This is a genomic window from Streptomyces monticola (assembly GCF_042665355.1).
Classification (GTDB): Bacteria; Actinomycetota; Actinomycetes; order Streptomycetales; family Streptomycetaceae; genus Streptomyces; species Streptomyces monticola.
The window spans coordinates 21106-40538 of record NZ_JBHTCF010000030.1 but is presented as its reverse complement, the minus strand read 5'-3'; the positions used below and the strand labels follow the sequence as shown (position 1 = coordinate 40538).

Here is a 19433-nt window from a genome sequence, read left to right as displayed (position 1 = left end):
CGCCACCAACCGGAAGTCCCGTTGCCGGATGCCTTCCTCCGCCGCGCCTTTGGTCTCGAATGAGCGTTATGGCGTACCACCTGCACGTCACGGCACTCAGCTCTGCGGGTCACGCCGTCCCGTCACCGACGTCGTGCGCCGGCACGAAGGTCACATGCGTCCACCCCGCGTCGCCCTCGTATCCGGGGTGGGTCTCGGTGACGAGATGCACGTACGTCAACTGACCGCTGCGGGGGTCGAGCAGTACGCGCGGCCCTTCGTTGACATGGATGTCGCCCTGCTCCTCCAGCCACCGCGGCGCCACCTTGTAGACGTCCCGCAGATGCGGCCGCGACAGGATCTCCTGTTCCAGGTTGAGCAGTTCCGGCTCCTCCGGCGAAGCAAGCAGCACCCCGCGGAAGTTCGCCAGGGCCGGCAGCAGCCAGGAGTCGTGGAAGGCGTCCAGGTCTCCCCCGCCCAGCATCTGAGGGGCCTGGGAGTGGAACAGGATGAAGCGCAGTCCGTTGCGCAGCGGCGAGTCGGGGCCGCGGTCGGCGACGGCACCGAACAGGCTCCGGTACGCCGCGTTCGACGTGATCACGTCCCAGCTGGCGTCGTACACGTGCGAGGGGTATGTGATGTCGTCCAGAATCCGCTGGTAGAGCTGCATGGCCGGGGTCTCCCGCAGCTCGCGCGCGGTCCTCGCGGCCGGCACATGTCCTGCGTAGCGGTACAGGCGTGAACGGTCGCTCTCGGACATGCCGAGGACGTTCGCGAGGCGGCTGACCAGCTTGCGGCTCAGCTGGGTGGGGCGCTGCATCCGGTAGCGGTAGGCCTGGACGCTCCGCATCCCCGCGGCCTCGGCGACGTCGAGCTGCCTGAGGCCGCGCATCCGTCGCCATGCCTCAAGAAGCTCCCACAGCTCGTCCTTCTGCTCGTCGCCGGGCACCTCCCCCAGCACCGGGCTGACCGGCAGGACCGGGCTGACCGGCGGAGGTGCCTGCGGCGCTTTCTCAGCCGCGGCCTGTGGGTCGCTCGTCGGGACGGGCGGTTGCGCCTGGACCAGCGCGTCCATGGGAAAGAGCGCGCGCTGACCGGTGGCGGAGCGGCTCGACGACGGACTGAGGACGAAGCTCGCCAGCTGCAGTTCCTGACCCTGCCAGCCCGGATCGGTGAGCGTCATGACCCGGACCTGCGTGGCCTCCCCCGACCGGGGGTCGACGATCGCCCGCAGGCTGGGGCGTACATGCATATCGCCGGTTCTCGCCAGCCAGTTGGGGGCTTTCCGGTACGCCTTGTGGATGGCGGGGCGGCGCTTGATCTCGTTCTCGATGCTCAGCAGACGAGCGTCATCGGGGCGCTTCCACAGCATCGCGGCGAAGTTCGCGACGCTCGGCATGACCCAGTCCTCGACGAAGGTGTCGTTGTCGTGCCCGAGAAGCTTGGGTGCGTCGGGGTGGAAGAGCACGAAGCGGAGGGTGTTGAGAAGCGGGGAATCGGTGGGGTGGTGCCGGGCGTACCCGAACAGATCCCGGTAGGCGTCGTTCGTCACCACGACGTCCCAGGCGATGCTGAACATCACGGTGGGATGCTCGAAGCCGTCGACGAGCTGCTGATAGGCGACCAGTTGCGTCGCGGACACGTCGCCGGCGGGCAGCGTACGCGGAAGGAGGCCGGCCAGCTGGTAGAGGTTGGTGCGGTTGTCCTGGCTCAACTGGTAGACGTCCGCGAGCTCTTTCACCCGGGTGACGCTGAGCGTGGAGACGCTGTTGATCCAGCTGCGCAGACTCCGCTCGGACGTACCGAGAATCTTCGCGACCTGCTCCTGGTTGAGTCCGAGCGCCCGCTGCGCCTCGTCCAGGATCTCCTTGCCCAGGGCATTGCGGCTGCCTGTGCGCAACACCGTCCCCCTCACCAGCTCAAGACCGTGCTCATACCCGTCGAGTTCTTGTCGAGTACCCGTCGAGGGCCGACCGTGACGAGTCATGATCGATGTCTGTTCGGCTGCGCGTCCACGTGGCGGCGGCGAGCTGGCTCGATAGTGCCGTTGGTGGGCCGGCCGCAGAGGAGCTGAGGGAAAGGTGACGCAGTGCCTGCGCGAACGGTGTTGATACGAGCACGGCCCTCAAGGGGCGGCGTTGCCTTCCCGTACGGCGATGATCTCGGGCCCTGGTCACGGCCGGCCGGGAAGTGGCCAGATCCTTTTGCCGGTACCGGTACGGGTACGGGTACGGGTGAGATACGGGTACGGGTCAGGCCTTGCCGAAACCGATCAGCAGGCCGCCGTCGGCCGGGGTGAACAGGCGTCCGCGAGCCGTGGCGATACCCGGAACGGTCCAGCCGCTCCAGTCCTCTTCGGCGATGATGTTCGAGTCCGGGGGCGGCGCGGGCCACAGCCGGTGGGACCACATTTTGCGGCCGCTGCGCTTGTCGAGGACGACCAACTCACCGCCGGCGTCCTGAATGTAGACGTACCCCTTGGCGATGAGGCGTACGGTCGCGGCCCCGACCGGGCTGCGATAGCTCCACACCGGCTGGTACGTGGCGGTGTTCAGGGCTTTGACGACGCCGCGGAAGGCGACGTAGGCGCGGCCCGGACCGAAGGCGGGTGTCGCGTCGGCCGGGAGCGAGCGCAGTCTGGCGCCGGTCTTCTGGTCGTAGGCGATCACCGTCTCGTCGGCACCGCCGTTGCGCAGCCACAGCGCGCCGTCACCGAGGACGGCCGGGTTGTCCCCGGACCCCCACCGGTCGGGATCCTCATAGTGGCGCAGCACGCGGCCCGTCGTACGGTCGAGGAGATAGGAGGCGAGGTTGTCGAAGCCGATCCATACGTCGATGTCATCGACGGCGACGGGCGCCCACGCGTCGTTCTCGAGCGGCGTGCTCCACAGGCGCTGTCCGTCGGCGGCGCTCAGAGCGACGGCTTCGCCTCTGCCGGTGTGCGTGTAGAGGATTCCGCCGTACCAGGTCGGCGGGTACTGGGTCCGGGCCGGGCCGAGCGGGACGGACCACTTCTGCGCGCCGGTCGCCGGGTCCCAGGCGCTCACCTGACCGCCGTGGGTCTGCGTGTAGAGCAGCCCACCGCCGTAGGCGAGTGTCGCGTTCGGTTACTGGGTGAGGAACTTCTGCGGCCACAGCCTTGTGCCGGTGGCGGCGTTCAGTCCCACCAGTTCCATGCGGGGGCCGCCTTCCTCCCCCTGGTCGGCGTTGACGACGGCGAACACACGGTCGCCGACAGCCACCGGTGCGGACACCGCGGACCCCAGGTCCCGGGACCAGAGCTTCTTGAACGGCGGCACGGCGGTCGCCGACGAAACCGCGCTGTCCAGGCGGGAGTTGGCCCGATAGCCGAGCGTCACGTCGGCCACCTCGCTCGCGGTCGCCAGCCGCCCCTGGCTGGGCGCCGCCTGCGGGCCGGTGCCCGCGGTCATCAGACCCAAGGCCGCACCTGCCGCGACAGCGGCCGTCCATCGCGCGCGGTTACTCGACCTCTTCATCGGCCCCTCCCCCACCACCAAGCCAGGCCGCGCACAGACGGAACCAACTCCCCTGCTGCGAGCGCGAGTTGGACGCCTTGTCCTACCACTTCCGGCACCGGAGGTACACACCGAAACCTCATATCCCCGCACGGTTCATTCACATCAGCGGCCCCTGCCATGCCGCCTGGTCCGGGCGGGACGAGGCGGCCTACACCGTGACCGGGAGGCTGACGAAGCCGCTGATGAGGTGGCTGGATCGGGGGGTGGGCGGACCGGCCAGTTGGATGTCGGGGAACTTTCGGAGTACGGCGGGGAGGGCGACCTGGGCTTCGAGGCGGGCGAGGGCCGCGCCGATGCAGTAATGGATGCCGCCGCCGTAGGACAACGGGGCCGCCTCCTGGCGGTCGAGGATCAGTTCGTCGGGGCGGGTGAAGACCTTGGGGTCGCGGTTGCCGGCGCCTATGAGGGCCCAGGCCGGTTGTCCCGGGGCGAGTTTGATCCCCGCCACCTCCAGGTCCTCCTCGGCGGTCCGGTTCGCGACGAACTGGACGGGTGCGTCGTAGCGCACCAGTTCTTCGATCGCCGGGCCGGCGAGTTCCGGCTCGGTGCGCAGGCGGTCTGCCTGTTCGGGGTGCTTGAGCAGGGCCGCGAGCCCTTTGGAGAGCAGGCCGCTGGTGGTCTCGAAGCCGGCCACGAGCAGCAGGGCCGCCATGGTGACCAGTTCCCGGCGAGTGAGCTTGTCGTCGCCCTGAGCGGCCACCATCGCCGAAATCAGGTCGTCCTGCGGCTTTTTGGCGCGGTCATGGGCGAGACGGGCGATGCACTCCTCCATCTCGACCGCCGACGGGTCGGCCCGTTCGACGGTCTCCGGACTGACGTCGTCGAGGACCAGCGTCCAGTTCGCGGCCAGGGACTGGAACAGGGGCCAGTCGGCGGGGGGCACGCCGAGCAGTGCTCCGACGACGGCGATCGGCATCGGGAGGGCGAAACCCTCGACCCAGTTCACCGTGCCTCTGGGGAGGGCGTCCAGCATGTCCGCGGTGATCTGCTCGACCACTGATCGCATGCCCTTCACTCGGCCGGGGGTGAAGGTTGCCTGGACCAGCCTCCGCAGGCGGGTGTGCTCCGGCGGGTTGAGGAACATCATGCTGTCGAACATCAGCCTCAGCGACGGGCGGTCCTTCCAGTCCGGCCAGCCCGTGGCGGCGAGCCTGCGCCCGGGGTGCTTCTTGAGCCGGTGGTCCTTCATGAATGCCAACTGCTCGGCGTAACCGCTGATGAGGACCGTGCCGTTCGGCGCCGTGACGACCGGGCCAAGGGCGCGCAACTTGTCGTAGAGCGGATAGGGGTTGGCGCGGCCGGATTCGGTGTAGATCCCATCGAGCACCTCGGTGATGATCGACTCCCGGTCGGCGGTGGTCACCGACTGGCCGGTGGCAATGTCCATGGCAGCAATTCCATTTCAGGTCGGGGGGCTTGGGCTCTCCCTGGTCCGCGCAGTTGAGGCGCGCCCATGCTCGCAAGGGGGCCTGACGCGGCTCTGAAACCCGAAGTCGCCGAATGACAGGGAGCGCGAGGGCGCGCGGCGGCGGGGCGAAGGGGGGTTCGCGGCAGCAACTTCCCATTGTCGCAAGGGGCACTTGAGACACCGTACGGTCGACCGTACGCTCACATGGCGGGCGGCAAGTCCCGTCTTCGCCGGGGTGGTGGGGACGCGGCTGGAGGGCGCGGCAAGGCGGAACAGGCCGGCCCGGCTTCCTGGACGCAAGCAGTACCGGACCCTACGAGTGAAGAGGTCTCCCGACGTGGCAAGTAGTCAGCAGACAGAGATCCGGACGGTGGTGACCGAGAAGGCCGGCGCCATTCCCAAGGCGACGATGGCGGTCGTCATGGCTGCGATGTTCATGGCCGTCCTCGACTCCTTCATCGTCGTGGTCGCCAACCCCGCGATCGTGACGGACCTGAACGCCTCCCCCAGCAACACGCAGTGGATCCTGGCGGGTTACCAGCTGAGTTACGCGGTCTTCATCATCACAGCCAGCCGCCTGGCCGACCTGTACGGCCGCAAACAGATCTTCCTCATCGGGATCGCGCTCTTCACCCTCGCGTCCGTCGCCTGCGCGCTCTCGCCGAACGTGGGCATTCTCATCGCCTCGCGCGTCATCCAGGGCTTCGGCGCCGCGCTGATGGTGCCTCAGGTGTTCGCGTACGTCACGATCCTGGTCCCGGCAGCCAAGCGGCACAGCGTGTTCGGCGCGATCGGCATCGTCCTGGGCATGGCCACCATCGGAGGACAGCTCATCGGCGGCCTGCTGATCGGCGCCGACCTGTTCGGCTCCGGCTGGCGCATGGTGTTCTGGGTGAACGCGCCGATCGGGATCGCCCTGTTCCTGCTCGCCATGCGACACGTGCCGAAGACGGACACGCCCGCCCTCCGCAAGCTGGACATGTCCGGAGTCCTGGTACTCAGCGCGGCCCTCTTCCTCCTGGTGCTCCCGCTGATCCAGGGGCAGGAAGCGGGATGGCCGTGGTGGGTGTGGCCCAGCTTCGCGGGGAGCGCGATCATGTTCGGCGTCTTCGCCAAGGTCGAGCGCGGCCTGGAACGGCGCGACGGCGACCCGCTGGTGCCGCTGACACTGTTCGGCCAGCGCTCCTTCTCGCTCGGGCTCGTCCTCGTCATCGCCGCGTACGCGCTGGTCTACTCCTACAACCTGGCCCTGTCGGTCACGATGCAGGAGTCCCTGCACCTCTCGGCGCTCGGCGCAGGCCTGGTCCAGTCACCGCAGGCCACGGCGTTCTTCGTATTCAGCCTGGCGGCAGGCCGTCTCATCCCCAAGTACGGACGGCGCGTCCTCGAAGCCGGCGTGATCCTGATGGCGGTCGGCTACCTGTCGAGCGGCCTCCTGCTGGTAACCGGACCGCGGATCACCCCGCTGCTCCTCATCCCCTCCCTCATCCTCCAGGGCATCGGCGGCGGCCTCGTCATCCCGCAGGCGCTCAACACGGTGCTGAGCCGCGTCCGGCCCGAGTCGGCCGGTGTCGCCTCAGGGGTCCTGTCCACGGCCCAGCAGGTCGGCGGAGCGATCGGCGTCGCCATCATCGGAGCGCTCTACTTCTCCGCCTACCACCCCGAGCAGGTCGGCCGTGTCACCGCCGGCGGCGACGCCTTCGCCGTCGCGTCCTTCGGTGTGCTGGTCTTCGCCGTCATCGCGGGCATCGCCGTCTACCTCCTGCCGAAGCGGCCGAAGGCCCAAGGCTGAACGCGAGGGACACGGCAGCCGCGACGTGCGGTCCGTGAAGCCCAGGGACGCAGCGCCGAGCCATTCCCCCGGCGGCGCTGCGTCCCTCGCTGTCGCCCTGGTTGGCGCCCTCACTGTCGCCTCGGCTGTGCGAGGGGATCGCCGCCCGGTCAAGCACCCCGACGCGTCCGTTTTATTGGGCAAAATGGTTACGGAGGCCACCGTTTCAGCCTCCAGGACGCTTGCGGTCATTTGTGGCATACCACTTGACCGACGGGGGCTTGGCCAGTGAGCGGGCCACTCCCCAAAGTAACAAGCAAATCACCGGCGAGGATGGCCTGTGAACTCGCAGAGATTTAGCATTGCCAGGCTCTGGATGGGCTACCTGGTCTCTGGGGGAGTAAATGAACGGGGTAAGGGTCGGCAATTACGGGATGAGCTCGAAGTCGCCTTATGTTGTCGGGACAAGTGATCCGTCAACGGGCGAGCGCAACACCGCCCTCGACTCTCCCGATCCCGCTTCCATGGGTGAGGTTCTTTATCTCATTGGCGCGCATTGCCCGGACGCCATGCACGAGCCTGCCCGGACCAGGCTCGACCGAGCGAGGATCTGCTTCATCAGGGGCAACATTCATGACGCGCTCAACTTTGTGAATGACGCACTGCAAGAACTGGACGACTCGACGCCGGCCCACCGTGATGTCCTCGCTTTCCGCATGTTTGTCGGCGCCATGCTCGGCGAGAGCATCGAGCAATGGGTGCGGGCCCGCGGCGAAGGCGACGACATCGACTCACTCGAGGTGGTCGCCCTGTGTCTGGAGGCGAATGAGGCCTGGCATGTCGGTGATCTCACCCGAGGGCTTTGGCTGAGCCAAACCGCGGCCAAGAAGTCCGATGGCGTCATACCCATGTGGCGGCTCTACGCACATCTGCTGCTCGCGAAGAAGCTCTTGGATATCGGAGTATCGCAACCGGCCCTCCGTGTCATCAGCGATGTGCGCACCATCATCACCGGCTCCGGGCTTTTCGGGTTCAGCTCCATACCGCCCGCGCTGCTGGCCGTGCTCGACCTTCAGGAAGGGAGGTTCGGCGCGGCGATCGAGAAGTCCGAAGAGGCACTCGGCATCAGCGTGCAGCAGTCCTCGGCCGTGAGCGTGAAGCTCGCTCTTTCAGTCTCCGCCATGGCGTACCTCGGCCAAGGGGATCAGGAGAGCGCGGCCAAGGCCCTGGGCGAATACCACAGCCACATCCGGCGCTACGCCTATCCGGACTCCACGGCACGGGCCGCCGTGGCCGAGATCGCGATCATCGCGGCGCAGGAGGGTCCCGGCCCGGCCGTCGAACAGATCCACGCGACCTGGCGGCTCCTCGCCAGCGAATCGGGGTGCTTCGTCGAGGACCCGGCCCGGGCTGCCTGGCTGGTCGCCCTCGCCCGCCGTGCCGGAGACATGGCACTCGCCCGGCGGCTTCTGCAGGCCCTGGAACGTCTGGCCCGGAACAACCCGGGTGTCCCGGTGCTCGAGTCCGCGGCCGACCACGCCCGTGTGGCGCTGTCGGGTGGCAGTCCCGGGGTGCTCACCCCGCTGGACGGTGCCGTCCCCCTGCTGCGCGAGACATCGGCATCCGACCCCGTTCCGCCCGGGGCGCACGCGCGGACACCTTTCGCGCCTCCCACCGCCGCGCCGTCGGCCGACGTCACGCGGAGCCGGGTGGCGTCCCTGACCCCGCGCGAGATCCAGATCGCGCGCCACGCGGGACGGGGCCTGACCAATCAGCAGATCGCCAACACCCTTGAACTGTCGCCCCACACGGTCAGCTTTCACCTGCGCAACGTCTTTCGAAAGCTCTCCATCACGACACGCGTCATGCTCAGTCCGCACCTGGCTCAGTTCGACTCCGTCGAATCCGCTTGAGCGCCCGGCCGCCGCCGGTGCCGCGCGATCGGCTGCCTTCGGCCGGGCAGGCCCGGTGGGTCGCGGTCAGGCCTCAACCGCCTTTCGCAGCACCCTCGCTGTTTCCTCGGAATCGAGGCGGTCGAGCAGTTCGAGCCCGGACAGCGCCTCTTCTCCACCGCCCGTCGCGAGGAACTTCCGCCGCACGAGGGAACGGTGACTGCGGCGCGTCCGCGCTCCCGCCGAGCCGGTGAAGGCCTCGCATTCCTCAGTGACGGCCGAACCGTCCGACATCTCAAGGCGGACCCGCGCGCCAATGGCCATGGTCGCCTTCTCGAACGTCTCTTCCGAAGCGCCGAGTGAGGCGAGAAGGGCGGGCGCGTCCGCACCGGTCCAGCGCTTCAACTCCGGCCATTCCAGGGCGCGTTCGCCCGCCTCGCGCAGGGCTTCCCCCAGGGGGGATGTCGCCTGTGCCATCCGGACCGTGAGTGCCATGTCGTGTTCGACGGTGACCTTGTCGGCCAAGGTCCAGCGGGCTTTGTCGCCCAGGGCTTCGGGCAGCAGATCCGCCGCCCCGAAGGAACCGGTCATCAGCAGGGCCGCGATGCCGTAGCCGACCGACAGGGTCGCGGCGGACACCGATGTTCCGGTGCCCTTGAGGGCCGGGGCGACTTTCCGCTGCATCTGCCACGTCAGCAGCGAGCCGTCGACGACGATGCGGCGGACCCTGTCGGGGTCGACCGCGCCGAGCCGGCGGTGGAGCGATTCGGCGCAGTCGAAGGCCGCGTGCAGATAGGCGCTGCCGGGGAAGCGCTTGTACGTCAGTGTGTCCGTGTGCCAGCGCTGCCCGAGCCGGCTGAGCACCGTCTCCGGGACCGGGACGGCCGAAAGCTGGGCCAGCAGCCCCTCCTCGTGCTCCAGCACCATGGGCGGTCCTGCCAGGCCGTGTTCCGCCGCGTCGCAGGAGTCCAGGGCGAGGCGGACCGGGGCGGCAGCACTGAACGCCTTCACATCGCTTGTCACCACGCCGTGGTGGAGCGGGACGGCGAGGATGCCGAGGGCCAGGCCGAGCGCGGCCGTCCATTCCTCCGGCGGGGCGCCGCGGGCGTGCAGCCGGGCCACCGCGGCACTGGCCAGATGGCAGTGGGTGTTGGTCTGGCCGCGGAAGAACGGGCTGAGGATGGTCGCCGCGGTGATCCGTGCCGCGCATTCATTGGCGGTGACCACGGCGGCGAGCAGGGCCTTGCCGTCCAGACGGCCGCTCAGGGCCTCCGCGACCGCGACGTTGACGGATCCCGCCGAGACATGGCCCGAGTAGGCGACCTCGTCGAAGTCGAGGACGGTCGCGAGCGCCGCCAGGACGTAGGCGGACCGGCTCGGATCGTCCTGGAGCGGCGGCCCGAAAGCGGCGATGACCGAGCGCCCCACAGGGTGGCTCATCGACGCGCGCACCGCCGCGAGGTTGGAGATGATCTGGCTGCGCGCCGCTTCCAGGGTGTGTTCCGGTATGCCCGCGTAGGTCACTTGGCGTGCCCAGTCGGCGAGGCGCGCGGTCAGTGACGCCTGGTACGCGGCCGGGGGCGCCGGGTCCGTGGATGTCGCGTCGGTGGAGCTGGTCGGCATCAAGGTCCCTTCAGGAGAGATCGGGGCGGGGCGTTCAGGCCCACGCGGCGAGTGCGGCGAGTGCGGCGGATCGTTCCCCGACGATCTGACAGCTGCTCACGTGCCGGAGCAGGGGCACTCCCCCGGCCGATCCGGGTGGCCGAGCCATGGCTCACCGCTCCCGGAACCAGGCGGGCGCTTCGGACGGAGTGAGAACGTTCAGCGCGCCGGGCAGGACATGGAGGTCGCAGACGGGAGTCGTCCGCGGCATGACTTCACCGTCGTGCTCGAAGAGCAGCGGCTGCCCGTCGAGCCGTTCGACGGTCAGGTGCCGTCCTCGGCCCTGGCGGATCCCGGGCACGTCGTAGACGTTGCCGCCGAGCGCCGCCTCGGCGAAGGCGTTCATGTCCGCGAGCGAGGTCACGACCGTGATGTCGAGCAGCCCGTCGTCGAGGACCGACAGGGGCACGAGGTTGAGCAGGCCGCCGCGGTAGCGGAACCCGCCCATGATGGTCTCGACGATCCCGCCCTCGTGGATCACCCTGCCGTCCACGCTTACGCGTCCGAGGTACGGCTCGTGTTCCGCCATCGCCGCGAGCGCCGCGTCCATCAGCAACTCCCGGCCCCGGCCCGGTAGTTCGGCGGCCTTGAGCAGTGTCTGTGCGAACAGCCCGCTGCCGGATCCCAGGACCACGAGCTGGTCGTTCTGTTCGATCCTGGCCAGGTCAAGGGCTCTTGTCCTGGCTCGCCCGCCGGTGACCTCGCGCACCACGTCCTCCCACGGCGCGTCGTTCCACAGCCCGCGGTAGACGGAGTTGCCGGTGCCGCCCGGTGCGACCAGCAGAGGTGGCACCGGGCCCGCCCCCGATTCATGCGCCCGTCGCAGGCCGGAGGCGACTTCGAAAGCCGTGCCGTCGCCGCCCACCGAGACGACGACGTCCGGCGGTGTGGCCTCGGCGGCCAGCTTGTACCCGAGGTCGGCGGCGTCTCCCGGGCCCGTGGTGCGAAGGACGCTCACGTCGGCCGTGGCGTGCGAGGCGAGCGCGTCGACCAGGCTGTCGCCGTCACTGCCCGCCGCCGGGTTGACGATCGCTGCGAGGCGCAGGCGTTGCTCCATGACATACCTCTCGTTGGATTCCGTCGGATCAGGTCCCGTCGGATCAGGTCCCGTCGGATCAGGTCCGTTCGGATCAGGGACGGTGTCGGCGTACGACGCCGGCGCGGGCACCGCGTTTCGGGATCATGGTGATGTGGTTCATGGCGCTGCCCTCGTCCCCGTCTCCGACGGCCTTGAGATCCACGGCGCTCAGCACGCCCGCCAGGACGGTCTCCACCTCGGTCTGCGCGAACGTCGCCCCCAGGCACCTGCGCGCACCGCCGCCGAAGGGGATCCACGCGTTCTGCGGCGGGGTGCCCTCCAGCCATCGCTCGGGGCGGAATTCCCGGGCGTCGGCGCCCCACAGCCGCGGGTCGGACTGGACCGCTCCGATCGACGGGAGCACCGACACCCCGGCGGGCAGCAGATATCCGCCGAGCTCGATCGGCTCGGTGAGCCGCCGCGCCACGTTGTGGATGACCGGCCGGACCCGCAGCGCCTCCTTGAACACCGCGGCCCTGTAGGGGTCCTTGGGATCGTCGAGGCCCTCGCGCACCCGGGCGAGGGCCTGCGGGTGGCGAAGCAGCCGCTCGAAGAGCCAGGCCAGGGCGACGGCGGTGGTCTCGTGGCCGGCGACGAGCAGCGTCATGACCTCGTCGCGCACCACCTCGTCGTCGGGCTCGCCCTCGAGGAGCATGGTCAGGACGTCGCAGCGCTCGAAGCGGCGGGGGCAGACCCGGCGCCGCGCGATCTCCGCGTAGATCAGTTCGTCGGCGTGCTCGAGGTTGCGGACGACGTTGCGCCAGGGCCAGTACCTGCCGAGACCGGGGCGCATCCAGACCAGGATGTCGGTGAGGCCGAAGTCGGCCACCTTCCGCAGGGCGGAGCTGAGTTCGGCGGCGCGCTCCTGTTCGTCGACGCCGAAGACCACCTGCACCATGATGTCGAGGGTGAGCGCGTAGGTCCGCTCAAGGAGCCGGATGGGCTTGCCGACCGGCCAGCTGCGCGCTTCTTCCTGTGCCATCCGCAGCATCGACTCGGTCAGCTTGGCGATGCGCTCGTGGTGGAACGGGGGCATCATCCGCTTGCGGGCCGGGCGGTGCTCGGGCGCGTCGAGCGTGAGGACCGAGTGCCGGCCGACGATCGGCACGAGCAGCGAGTTGCCCGCGCCCGCGTGGAAGACATCCGGTGCGCCGCGGAAGACCTCACGGATGTGCTCGGGGTCGCGAAGGAGCACGAACGGGCCGTTGGGTACGACCCGCAGGGTGACCATGTCTCCGTGCCGTTCGTGCATCTCTGTCAGATAGTGCTGCCTGCTGCGCCGGAAGCGGAGCGTCTGCAAGGCCACCGGGTCCGAGGGGCCCGGCGGCATGCGGTCCAGGGCTCCTTCGACCTTGGGGTTGCTGATCGAAGCCGTTGTCAGCAGCCGGCCGCAGGCGGTCGCGGTGCTCTTCAGGGCGCTCTTCATGGGGTGTCTCCGTCCGTCATGCGCTGCCGGTCCGCCCGGCCGTCGTCTGGCCGGGGTGCCGGTGCGGCCGGTACGGCTGCCTGGCCGAAGCGGCTGTGAGATGGGCCAGGTAGCGGTCGAGCGCGTGGTTCGTGAGCGCTCCCCGCGGCAGCCAGGGGGCGTTCTTCCGCAGCCACGGCAGTGCGGGCGGGCGGGCGTCGGGGTCGGCGATCCGGCGTGCGAGCAGGGCGCCGCTGTACACGGTGACCGCGAGCCCGTGGCCGTTGCAGCCGCCGGCGTGGTGCACCCAGGGCGCGGCGGGGTGGTGGCCGACGGTGGGCAGGCCGTCCCTGGTCACGCCGATGGGGCCCGCCCATGCCGAGTCGAGCTCGATGTCGGCGAGGGCGGGTGACAGGGCGCGCGCTGCGGCGCGGAGCCTGCCGGGGGCGGGTGCGGCGGCGCCGTACGAGCCGCGTTCGATGGCTCCGCCGCCGATGACCAGGCGGTCGTCGGGGGTGAGCCGGAAGTACGGTGTCAACTCGCCGTGTCCGATGAGGGGTTCGGTCCGCAGGCCGTGGAGGGCGTCCAGTTGCGGCTGCCGCAGTTTTTCCGTGACGGCCGCCTGGACCCGGACGCCGAGCACGCCTCGCGGCGCCGCCGCCAGCGACGTACCGAAGGCGTTGACGGCGATGACCACGTGATCGGCGGTCAGTTCGCCGTCGTCGGTGACCACGGTGGGGAGCAGTCCTGGTGTGATGCGGCGTACCGGGCTGCGTTCGTGGATGGTCAGGCCGAGCCGCTCGCCGGCCCCGGCCAGCTGTTCGGTCAGAGCTGCCGGGTCCAGGGTCGCGGCGGGGCCGTGGCGCAGGCCGCTGTGGTAGTGATCCGCGTGCTGCGGCAGCTCCTGTCGTGGGACGAACTCCACGGGCAGGCCGAGGCTTTGGGCAGCTTCGTGTTCCTGGTGATGTGCGGTGGCGGCCTGCTCGTCGGGGGCGACGATCAGCTGGCTGCCGGGGGTCAGATCGCAGGCGATGCGGTGTTCTTCGACCAGGTCGAGGACGTGCCGCACGGCGGCGTGCGACCACAGGTGGGCCGCGCGTGCGACGGTGTCGCCGTACCGCTTGCGCGCGACGGTCAGGGCGGGCCCGATGCGGGGGCCGAGCAGTCCTGTGCCGCGGCCGCTCGCACCGGCCGCCACGTGATCTGCTTCGAGTACGACGACATCGCGTCCCGGGTCGAGGGTGAGGAGTTCGACCGCCGTGGACAGACCCGTCAGACCGGCGCCGATCACCGCGACGTCGCAGCGGCGTCGTCCGCGAAGGCGGGGGCGGCTTGATTCGTGGCCGGTGGCGGCCCAGGGGGTTCCGTGTCCGGTCATCGTCTGCCTCGCAGGGCTCCGGAGAAGCCGGGCAGCCGACAGCCCTGGACGTACAGGTTGATGAGGGGCCGTTCACTGGTCACGGACGTGCCCTCCTTCCTCAGACTCGCTCGGGCAGTGGGCTCTTGGGCCGGTCCGGTTCGGCGAGTTTCCGCTCGAAGTCCTGGAACGCGGCGAGCGGCGCGGGTTCGAAGCGGACCCGGAAGGACTTCAGGAAGTTCCCGAACAGGGCGCGGTCGCCGCACAGATGGATCGGCACCGCGAGCATGGCCCATTCGAATCCGGCGACCGCTGCCCAGATGCCCAGGACGGCGGCGTTGGTGACGAAGCTGTGCATCGTGTTGTAGACGACGTAGTAGGCCTTGGAGATGTCGCCGCCCTTGGCCCGTCGGTAGGCGATCGCGCCGGGCAGATAGCCGATCACGTCGATGTAGAGGAAGAGCACGATGGCGGCCCACCAGCGCACTTCGGACAGGTGCAGGAGGAAGAGGACGGAGCACACGACGAGCGCGGCACCGTATTCGAGGCGCAGCAGCCCGAACGTGGCTTTGCTTTCGAAGCGGTTCACGTGGTCCATGACGGTTCCCCGGTGTCAGGCGGCCGAGGCCGGCTGCGGCTGGCTGTCGCCCGCGAGCCGCGCGGCGACGGCCGCGGCGGTCGCCGGGTCTCCGACGACGCTCACGTCTCCGAGGAGGCGGTGCACGATCGTGGCGATGGCCTCTTTCAGCACCTTGGCCGCGATCGGCTCGAGCACACCGGCCAGGCTGGGGATCCCGAAGTCGAACGTCGCCTCGAAGGTCACCTCGCAGCCCTCCGCGACGGGGACGACGTGCCACGAGCCGCGGAGCACCTCGAAGTCGCCGGCCGTCTGCTCGAAGACGATCCGCAGGGTGTCGCGCTGGAAGTAGTCGACTTCCGACCAGCGCAGCGGGCCGTTGCGGAAGAAGATGTCCCAGTCGCTCGCCAGCGGCCCCTGGCTCTCCTGGCCGTGCACGGTGACGGAACGGACTTCGTCCACGAACTCCGGGTAGCGCTCGAACTCCGCGATGCGCTGATAGGCCGCTTCCGCGGTGACGTCGTCGGCACGCAACTTCAATTCCAGGCTACGCATCTGCCAGTACCTCGTATTCAGGGTTTCGGTCGGCGACTTGCCGGGCTGCTCGCTCGAACCGCTCGACGAAGAATTCGACGTCGCTGTCGGTCAGGGTGGCCGGCGGTGTGAAGCGCACCACGTGGTCGGAGTTGAGCGAGAGATTGGCGACCACGTTGTGGGAGACGAGGGCGATGAACAGGTCCGCCGCCATCGCGGGATCCATGAACTCGACGCCGATGAGCAGGCCCGCGCCGCGCACTACGTGCGGGTGGTGCGGCAGGCGCTCCCCCATGATCCGGGTCAGCGTGGGCGTGAGGAGGTTCCCCAGCGCCTCGGCCCGCTGCACCAGGCCGTCCTCCTCGATGGCCCGGATCGCGCCGCAGACCGCGGCCATCGCGATCGGCGCCGCGGAGAACGTCGAGGTGTGCAGGACCGGGTCGCGGTCGAGTGCGGCGAAGGCCTCGGCTGTGGCGATCGTCGCGGCGACCGGTACGACCGCACCGCCCAGGGCCTTGCCGGAGAGCAGGATGTCGGGGCGCACCTCTTCGGCGTCGACGCCCCACCAGGCGCCGAGCCTGCCGAGGCCCGTCTGGATCTCGTCCACGACGAGCAGCGCCCCGAACTCGGTGCATGCGGCGCGTACTTCGGAGAGATAGCCGCGCCGCGGGATCACCACGCCGCCTTCTCCCTGTACGGGTTCGACGATGACGCAGACTTCGCCCGGGTACCGCGCCAGGATGTCCGTCAGGGCGGCGACATCGCCGAACGGCACGTGGCTGACGTTCGGCAGCAGCGGCCGGAAGGGGTCCTGGAAGGCGCTCTTGGCCGTCACCGACAGGGCGCCGAGTGTCTTGCCGTGGTAGCCGCCGACCATCGAGACGAGCCGGTGCCGGCCGCTGAGGCGTGCCATCTTCAGGGCCGCCTCGACCGCTTCCGTTCCCGAGCCGGAGAAGTGCACGCGTTCGAGGCCCGGCGGGGTGACGGAGGTCAGTGCCTGCGCCGCGCGGGCGGCGGCGGGTTCGAGGAAGATGCGGGTGCCGATCGGATGGCTGTGCAGCTGCCGCTCGACCGCACGCACCACGGCGGGGTGGCGGGCGCCGGTGATGAACACCCCGTAGCCACCGGCGTTGAGGATCTTCTCGCCGTCGCTCGTGGTGATCCAGGCGCCCGACGACTCCACTTCCACCTGGCCGCCGAGCACTTCGGCGAGGCGGGCCCGGCCCGAGCTGAGGTTCTGCCGGTACACCTGTGAGACGCGGGCGTTGTCCATCGCTGCGTACTGCTCCATGGTCCACCTCACTCGAAACGGAGCACGTCGCCGCGGAAGCTGGCCGCGAGGGCGTTGCTGGTCGCGGAGCGCGACGGCGGATGGAAGGTGACGCAGTGGCAGGCGGCGGCGAGGTAGGACACGTCCGACGACCCGATGTAGGCCATGCCGCCGAGTGCCTCCACCGCTCCGCGCGCGGCGTCGACGATTGCCTCCTGGGCGCCGTAGCGGGCGACCATGGCCTTGGCGAGGGCCTGGTTGTCGCCTGCGCGGCCGGTCAGCTGGTGGGCGATGCCTTCGAGGAGCTGGGCGGCCGTCTCGATCCGGATGCCCAGGTCCGCCGCGGTGCCGGCACTGACCCGCTTGTCGGCGAGGGCCCGTTCCACCAGGGCGCTGGCCATCCCCAAGTAGCAGGAGGTGATGAGCATTTCGAACCACATGAATCCGACGGTCTGCAGCTCGTCGACCTCGCCCCGCTCGCCGGTCTCGGTCGGTACGAGCAGCCGGTCGTCGACGAAGACGTCGGTGAGACGGACCTCGTCGCTCTCGGCCCCGGCCAGGACGTCGCTCTGCCAGAACGGGTGCACGGAGACGCCGGGCGTGTTCGCGGGGATGAGCATGAGGACGGTCTCGGCCTCGCCGTCGGCGCCCGGGACCGAGACGCTGGCCGACAGCAGGTCCATCGAACGGGACATGCTGCAGGGGCGCTTGGATCCGTTGACGACGATTCCGCCCTCCGTGCGGACACCGCCCACGGCCGGCGAGAGGATGCCCTGCCCCGGGTTTCCCTCGGCGAAGCCGGAGGACACCAGCAGGTTCTGGGTGGCGATGCCTTCGAGCAGCGCCCACTCGACGCCGCTGGAACGCAGGCTCTCGGCGAGGGTGAAGATCGTCGCCACCGAGAAGTGGTGCATGGTCGAGGCCACGGAGAGCGACGGGGCGGCGGCTCCGACCGCCCGGGTCACCTGCATCGCCTCCAGCGGGGTGGCCCCCTTGCCCTCGTAGGCCTGGGGGATGACCAGGCCGGGGCCGCCCGCGGCACGGAACAGTTCGAGGCCGCGGTTGCCGGGCTTCTCCAGGTCGGCCAGGGGCGACTCGGAGAGCTTGGAGAGCAGGCCCGGCAGGTGGTTCTCACAGACGGCCCGTGCCTCATCGAGCGAGCGCATCGCTTACCTCCCCCTCGTTCTGCGCGCCCTTCGTGCCCTTCGCACCCCTTGCGCCCTCTGTGTCCTCCGTTTCCTTCGTGTCCTTCGTGTCCTTCGCGGACAGGCCGGCGGATCGGGCCGGATCGCTCCTGATGACGGAGACTCCCTGCAGATGGGTGGTCCGCAGCACGGGGTAGTTGGCCTCGCCGAAGGCGCCGCCGGTGAATCCGGTGCCGCCGTGCGAGGGCAGGGGCGCGGTGAAGGCGATGTGGGAGTCGTTCACCTTGAGCAGTCCGCCCGTGACCGTCTCGGCGACGAACCGGTCGGTCACCTCGTCGTCGGCTGTCCACAGCGAATTGCGCAGCCCGTACACGTTCGAGTTGGTGAAGTCGATGAAGGCGTCGAGGAGTGTCTCGTCGTCGGTGCTCTTCGGCACCACGATGGGCAGCAGCGGGAAGAACGTCTCGTGCTTGACCGCCTTCAACTCGCGTGCCTCGCCAAGACCGTCGACCCGCAGGACGGTGGGTTCGAGGAAGAACCCGGAGCTGGAGCGGGTGCCGTCGATCTCCATGCCATGGCCGCCGGTGACGACGGTCGCGCCCTTGTCCACGGCGTCCTTGAGGAAGTCGTTGAACTTGTCGTGGCGCAGCACCGGGGAGAGCAGCACGCCCTCCTGGTCCGGGTAGCCGGGGTGCAGCCGCCGGGCGCGCTGGGCGACACGGTCGATCAGGTCGTCCGCGACATCGGGGTGCACGACCGCCTGGTTCGGGATCATGCACAGCTGTCCTGAGCCGTAGAAGCTCTCCGCGAGGGCGTCGGCGGCCCGGTCGAGGTCGGCGTCCTTCCACACCAGGACCACGTCGTTGCCCGCCAGTTCGAGGATGGGCTTCTTGCCCGCGTCGACGCAGCGGCGCTCCACCTTGAGGCCGGTGGGGACGTCCCCGAAGTACATGATGTCGTCGACGTGCGGGCTGTCGAGCCAGATGTCGAGCATCGGCCCCGGGTTGCCGCAGACCACGTTGAGCAGTCCCGGCGGGGCGCCGAGCTCCTCGAGGATCGGTACGACGAGCCGGCGCAGCACATAGGTGACGCCGTACGGGGCGCTGCGCGGCGCCCGTATGACCGCCGCGTTGCCGCCGGGTATGCACATGGTGCCGAGCAGCGCGCTGACCAGGGGGGCGTTGGCGGGCGGCGTGACGCAGACGACGCCGTCGGCCTGTCGCCGCACGATGTTGCGCCGGCCGTCGATGGCGAAGTCCTGCCGCATCTGGCCGCGCAGGTACTCCGCGGTCTCGATCCTCGTCAGCTCGCGCATCCCGGAGAGCTCCCACTTCGCCAGCTCGAGCGGGTGCCCCTCCAGGGTCAGCAGGTTGATCAGTTCGTCCTCGTGCTCGTCGATGGTGGCGCGCAGCAGCTGCATCCAGCCGTCGAAGCGGGTCGCGAGCGGCGCCGCCCGCCAGATCTTCGCGGCCTCGGCCGCGGCGGCCAGCGCCTCCTGGATCGTTTCCGTGTCGGCGAGGGCGACCCGGCCGGCGATCACGCCGTCCGGTACCTCGGCCGGAGAAGCTCTGCCGGACTCCAGGCGGCGTTTGAGGGTGAGGCTCGCGAACGAGTCGTCGAGGACCGCGCGAGCGGAGAGAACATAGACCCACTGGCCACTTTCGACGTCTTTTCCACGTACGTAGCTGCTCAGTGAGGGGATTCCACAGGCTTCAACGTTCTCTGTCAAAGTGACCCCGCAATCTAGGATTCTGGGACGCGGCGGCACCTCACGACGGTGGCTGACGCGACGCTGTCCGTGATACCGCAAGAAGTG

15 protein-coding genes and 1 pseudogene are annotated in these 19433 nt (G+C 69.5%); 2 read left to right on the top strand and 14 right to left on the bottom strand.

All coding sequences use genetic code 11. The annotated features are described in order from the left end of the window. Positions 1–109 precede the first annotated feature (109 nt). The 5 genes and pseudogenes from ACFQVC_RS39225 to ACFQVC_RS39205 form a co-directional block, all read right to left on the bottom strand. A complete protein-coding gene (locus ACFQVC_RS39225; protein WP_381840351.1) occupies positions 110–1879 on the bottom strand; it encodes an MmyB family transcriptional regulator in 1770 nt (589 codons plus the stop codon). Positions 1880–2231: 352 nt separating this feature from the next. Continuing rightward, the gene (locus tag ACFQVC_RS39220) at positions 2232–2648 is read right to left on the bottom strand and encodes an outer membrane protein assembly factor BamB family protein (protein ID WP_381840441.1); all 417 of its coding nucleotides are present in this window, start codon (positions 2646–2648) and stop codon (positions 2232–2234) included. A 111-nt stretch (positions 2649–2759) separates the two neighbouring features. After that, a pseudogene (locus tag ACFQVC_RS39215) lies at positions 2760–3065 on the bottom strand (outer membrane protein assembly factor BamB family protein); the annotation flags it as partial. A 21-nt stretch (positions 3066–3086) separates the two neighbouring features. After that, the gene (locus ACFQVC_RS39210; RefSeq protein WP_381840348.1) at positions 3087–3476 is read right to left on the bottom strand and encodes a hypothetical protein; all 390 of its coding nucleotides are present in this window, start codon (positions 3474–3476) and stop codon (positions 3087–3089) included. A 190-nt stretch (positions 3477–3666) separates the two neighbouring features. Further along, the gene (locus ACFQVC_RS39205) at positions 3667–4905 is read right to left on the bottom strand and encodes a cytochrome P450 (protein ID WP_381840345.1); all 1239 of its coding nucleotides are present in this window, start codon (positions 4903–4905) and stop codon (positions 3667–3669) included. A gap of 358 nt (positions 4906–5263) precedes the next feature. Here ACFQVC_RS39205 and ACFQVC_RS39200 point away from each other — a divergent pair, with 358 nt between their 5' ends. Next, a complete protein-coding gene (locus tag ACFQVC_RS39200) occupies positions 5264–6718 on the top strand; it encodes an MFS transporter (protein ID WP_381840342.1) in 1455 nt (484 codons plus the stop codon). A 413-nt stretch (positions 6719–7131) separates the two neighbouring features. After that, positions 7132–8610, top strand: a complete 1479-nt coding sequence (locus ACFQVC_RS39195; RefSeq protein ID WP_381840339.1) for a LuxR C-terminal-related transcriptional regulator — start codon at positions 7132–7134, stop codon at positions 8608–8610. 66 nt (positions 8611–8676) lie between these two features. Here ACFQVC_RS39195 and ACFQVC_RS39190 read toward each other — a convergent pair whose 3' ends face one another. The 9 genes from ACFQVC_RS39190 to ACFQVC_RS39150 all read right to left on the bottom strand — a co-directional run bounded on the left by ACFQVC_RS39190 (position 8677) and on the right by ACFQVC_RS39150 (position 19346). Continuing rightward, positions 8677–10212 (bottom strand): MmgE/PrpD family protein, encoded by a 1536-nt coding sequence (locus ACFQVC_RS39190; protein ID WP_381840336.1) that lies wholly within the window; start codon positions 10210–10212, stop codon positions 8677–8679. A 151-nt stretch (positions 10213–10363) separates the two neighbouring features. After that, the gene (locus tag ACFQVC_RS39185; RefSeq protein WP_381840333.1) at positions 10364–11308 is read right to left on the bottom strand and encodes a diacylglycerol/lipid kinase family protein; all 945 of its coding nucleotides are present in this window, start codon (positions 11306–11308) and stop codon (positions 10364–10366) included. Between the two features lie 73 nt (positions 11309–11381). Continuing rightward, positions 11382–12755 (bottom strand): cytochrome P450, encoded by a 1374-nt coding sequence (locus ACFQVC_RS39180; protein WP_381840330.1) that lies wholly within the window; start codon positions 12753–12755, stop codon positions 11382–11384. A 16-nt stretch (positions 12756–12771) separates the two neighbouring features. Then, positions 12772–14112 (bottom strand): NAD(P)/FAD-dependent oxidoreductase, encoded by a 1341-nt coding sequence (locus ACFQVC_RS39175; RefSeq protein ID WP_381840327.1) that lies wholly within the window; start codon positions 14110–14112, stop codon positions 12772–12774. A 100-nt stretch (positions 14113–14212) separates the two neighbouring features. Then, entirely contained in the window at positions 14213–14689 is a 477-nt protein-coding gene (locus ACFQVC_RS39170; protein ID WP_381840325.1) for a hypothetical protein, read from the bottom strand. A 15-nt stretch (positions 14690–14704) separates the two neighbouring features. Further along, the gene (locus tag ACFQVC_RS39165) at positions 14705–15223 is read right to left on the bottom strand and encodes a type II toxin-antitoxin system RatA family toxin (RefSeq protein ID WP_381840322.1); all 519 of its coding nucleotides are present in this window, start codon (positions 15221–15223) and stop codon (positions 14705–14707) included. After that, positions 15216–16493 carry an aspartate aminotransferase family protein gene (locus tag ACFQVC_RS39160; protein ID WP_381840319.1) on the bottom strand — a complete coding sequence of 426 codons (1278 nt, stop codon included), beginning with the start codon at positions 16491–16493 and terminating at the stop codon, positions 15216–15218. Before ACFQVC_RS39160 ends, ACFQVC_RS39165 begins: the two co-directional genes overlap by 8 nt. An 8-nt stretch (positions 16494–16501) precedes the next feature. Continuing rightward, on the bottom strand, positions 16502–17638 hold the full coding sequence (locus ACFQVC_RS39155) for an acyl-CoA dehydrogenase (protein WP_381840316.1): 1137 nt from the start codon (positions 17636–17638) through the stop codon (positions 16502–16504). Continuing rightward, entirely contained in the window at positions 17622–19346 is a 1725-nt protein-coding gene (locus ACFQVC_RS39150; RefSeq protein ID WP_381840313.1) for an aldehyde dehydrogenase family protein, read from the bottom strand. Before ACFQVC_RS39150 ends, ACFQVC_RS39155 begins: the two co-directional genes overlap by 17 nt. Between the last annotated feature and the right edge of the window lie 87 nt (positions 19347–19433).

What these genes read in the sequence shown, in the direction of transcription:
- ACFQVC_RS39210 (WP_381840348.1), bottom strand. Translation starts at nt 3,476, where the DNA reads ATGAAGAGGTCGAGTAACCGCGCGCGATGGACGGCCGCTGTCGCGGCA.
- ACFQVC_RS39205 (WP_381840345.1), bottom strand. Translation starts at nt 4,905, where the DNA reads ATGGACATTGCCACCGGCCAGTCGGTGACCACCGCCGACCGGGAGTCG.
- ACFQVC_RS39195 (WP_381840339.1), top strand. Translation starts at nt 7,132, where the DNA reads ATGAGCTCGAAGTCGCCTTATGTTGTCGGGACAAGTGATCCGTCAACG.
- ACFQVC_RS39190 (WP_381840336.1), bottom strand. Translation starts at nt 10,212, where the DNA reads ATGCCGACCAGCTCCACCGACGCGACATCCACGGACCCGGCGCCCCCG.
- ACFQVC_RS39185 (WP_381840333.1), bottom strand. Translation starts at nt 11,308, where the DNA reads ATGGAGCAACGCCTGCGCCTCGCAGCGATCGTCAACCCGGCGGCGGGC.
- ACFQVC_RS39180 (WP_381840330.1), bottom strand. Translation starts at nt 12,755, where the DNA reads ATGAAGAGCGCCCTGAAGAGCACCGCGACCGCCTGCGGCCGGCTGCTG.
- ACFQVC_RS39175 (WP_381840327.1), bottom strand. Translation starts at nt 14,112, where the DNA reads ATGACCGGACACGGAACCCCCTGGGCCGCCACCGGCCACGAATCAAGC.
- ACFQVC_RS39170 (WP_381840325.1), bottom strand. Translation starts at nt 14,689, where the DNA reads ATGGACCACGTGAACCGCTTCGAAAGCAAAGCCACGTTCGGGCTGCTG.
- ACFQVC_RS39165 (WP_381840322.1), bottom strand. Translation starts at nt 15,223, where the DNA reads ATGCGTAGCCTGGAATTGAAGTTGCGTGCCGACGACGTCACCGCGGAA.
- ACFQVC_RS39160 (WP_381840319.1), bottom strand. Translation starts at nt 16,493, where the DNA reads ATGGAGCAGTACGCAGCGATGGACAACGCCCGCGTCTCACAGGTGTAC.
- ACFQVC_RS39155 (WP_381840316.1), bottom strand. Translation starts at nt 17,638, where the DNA reads ATGCGCTCGCTCGATGAGGCACGGGCCGTCTGTGAGAACCACCTGCCG.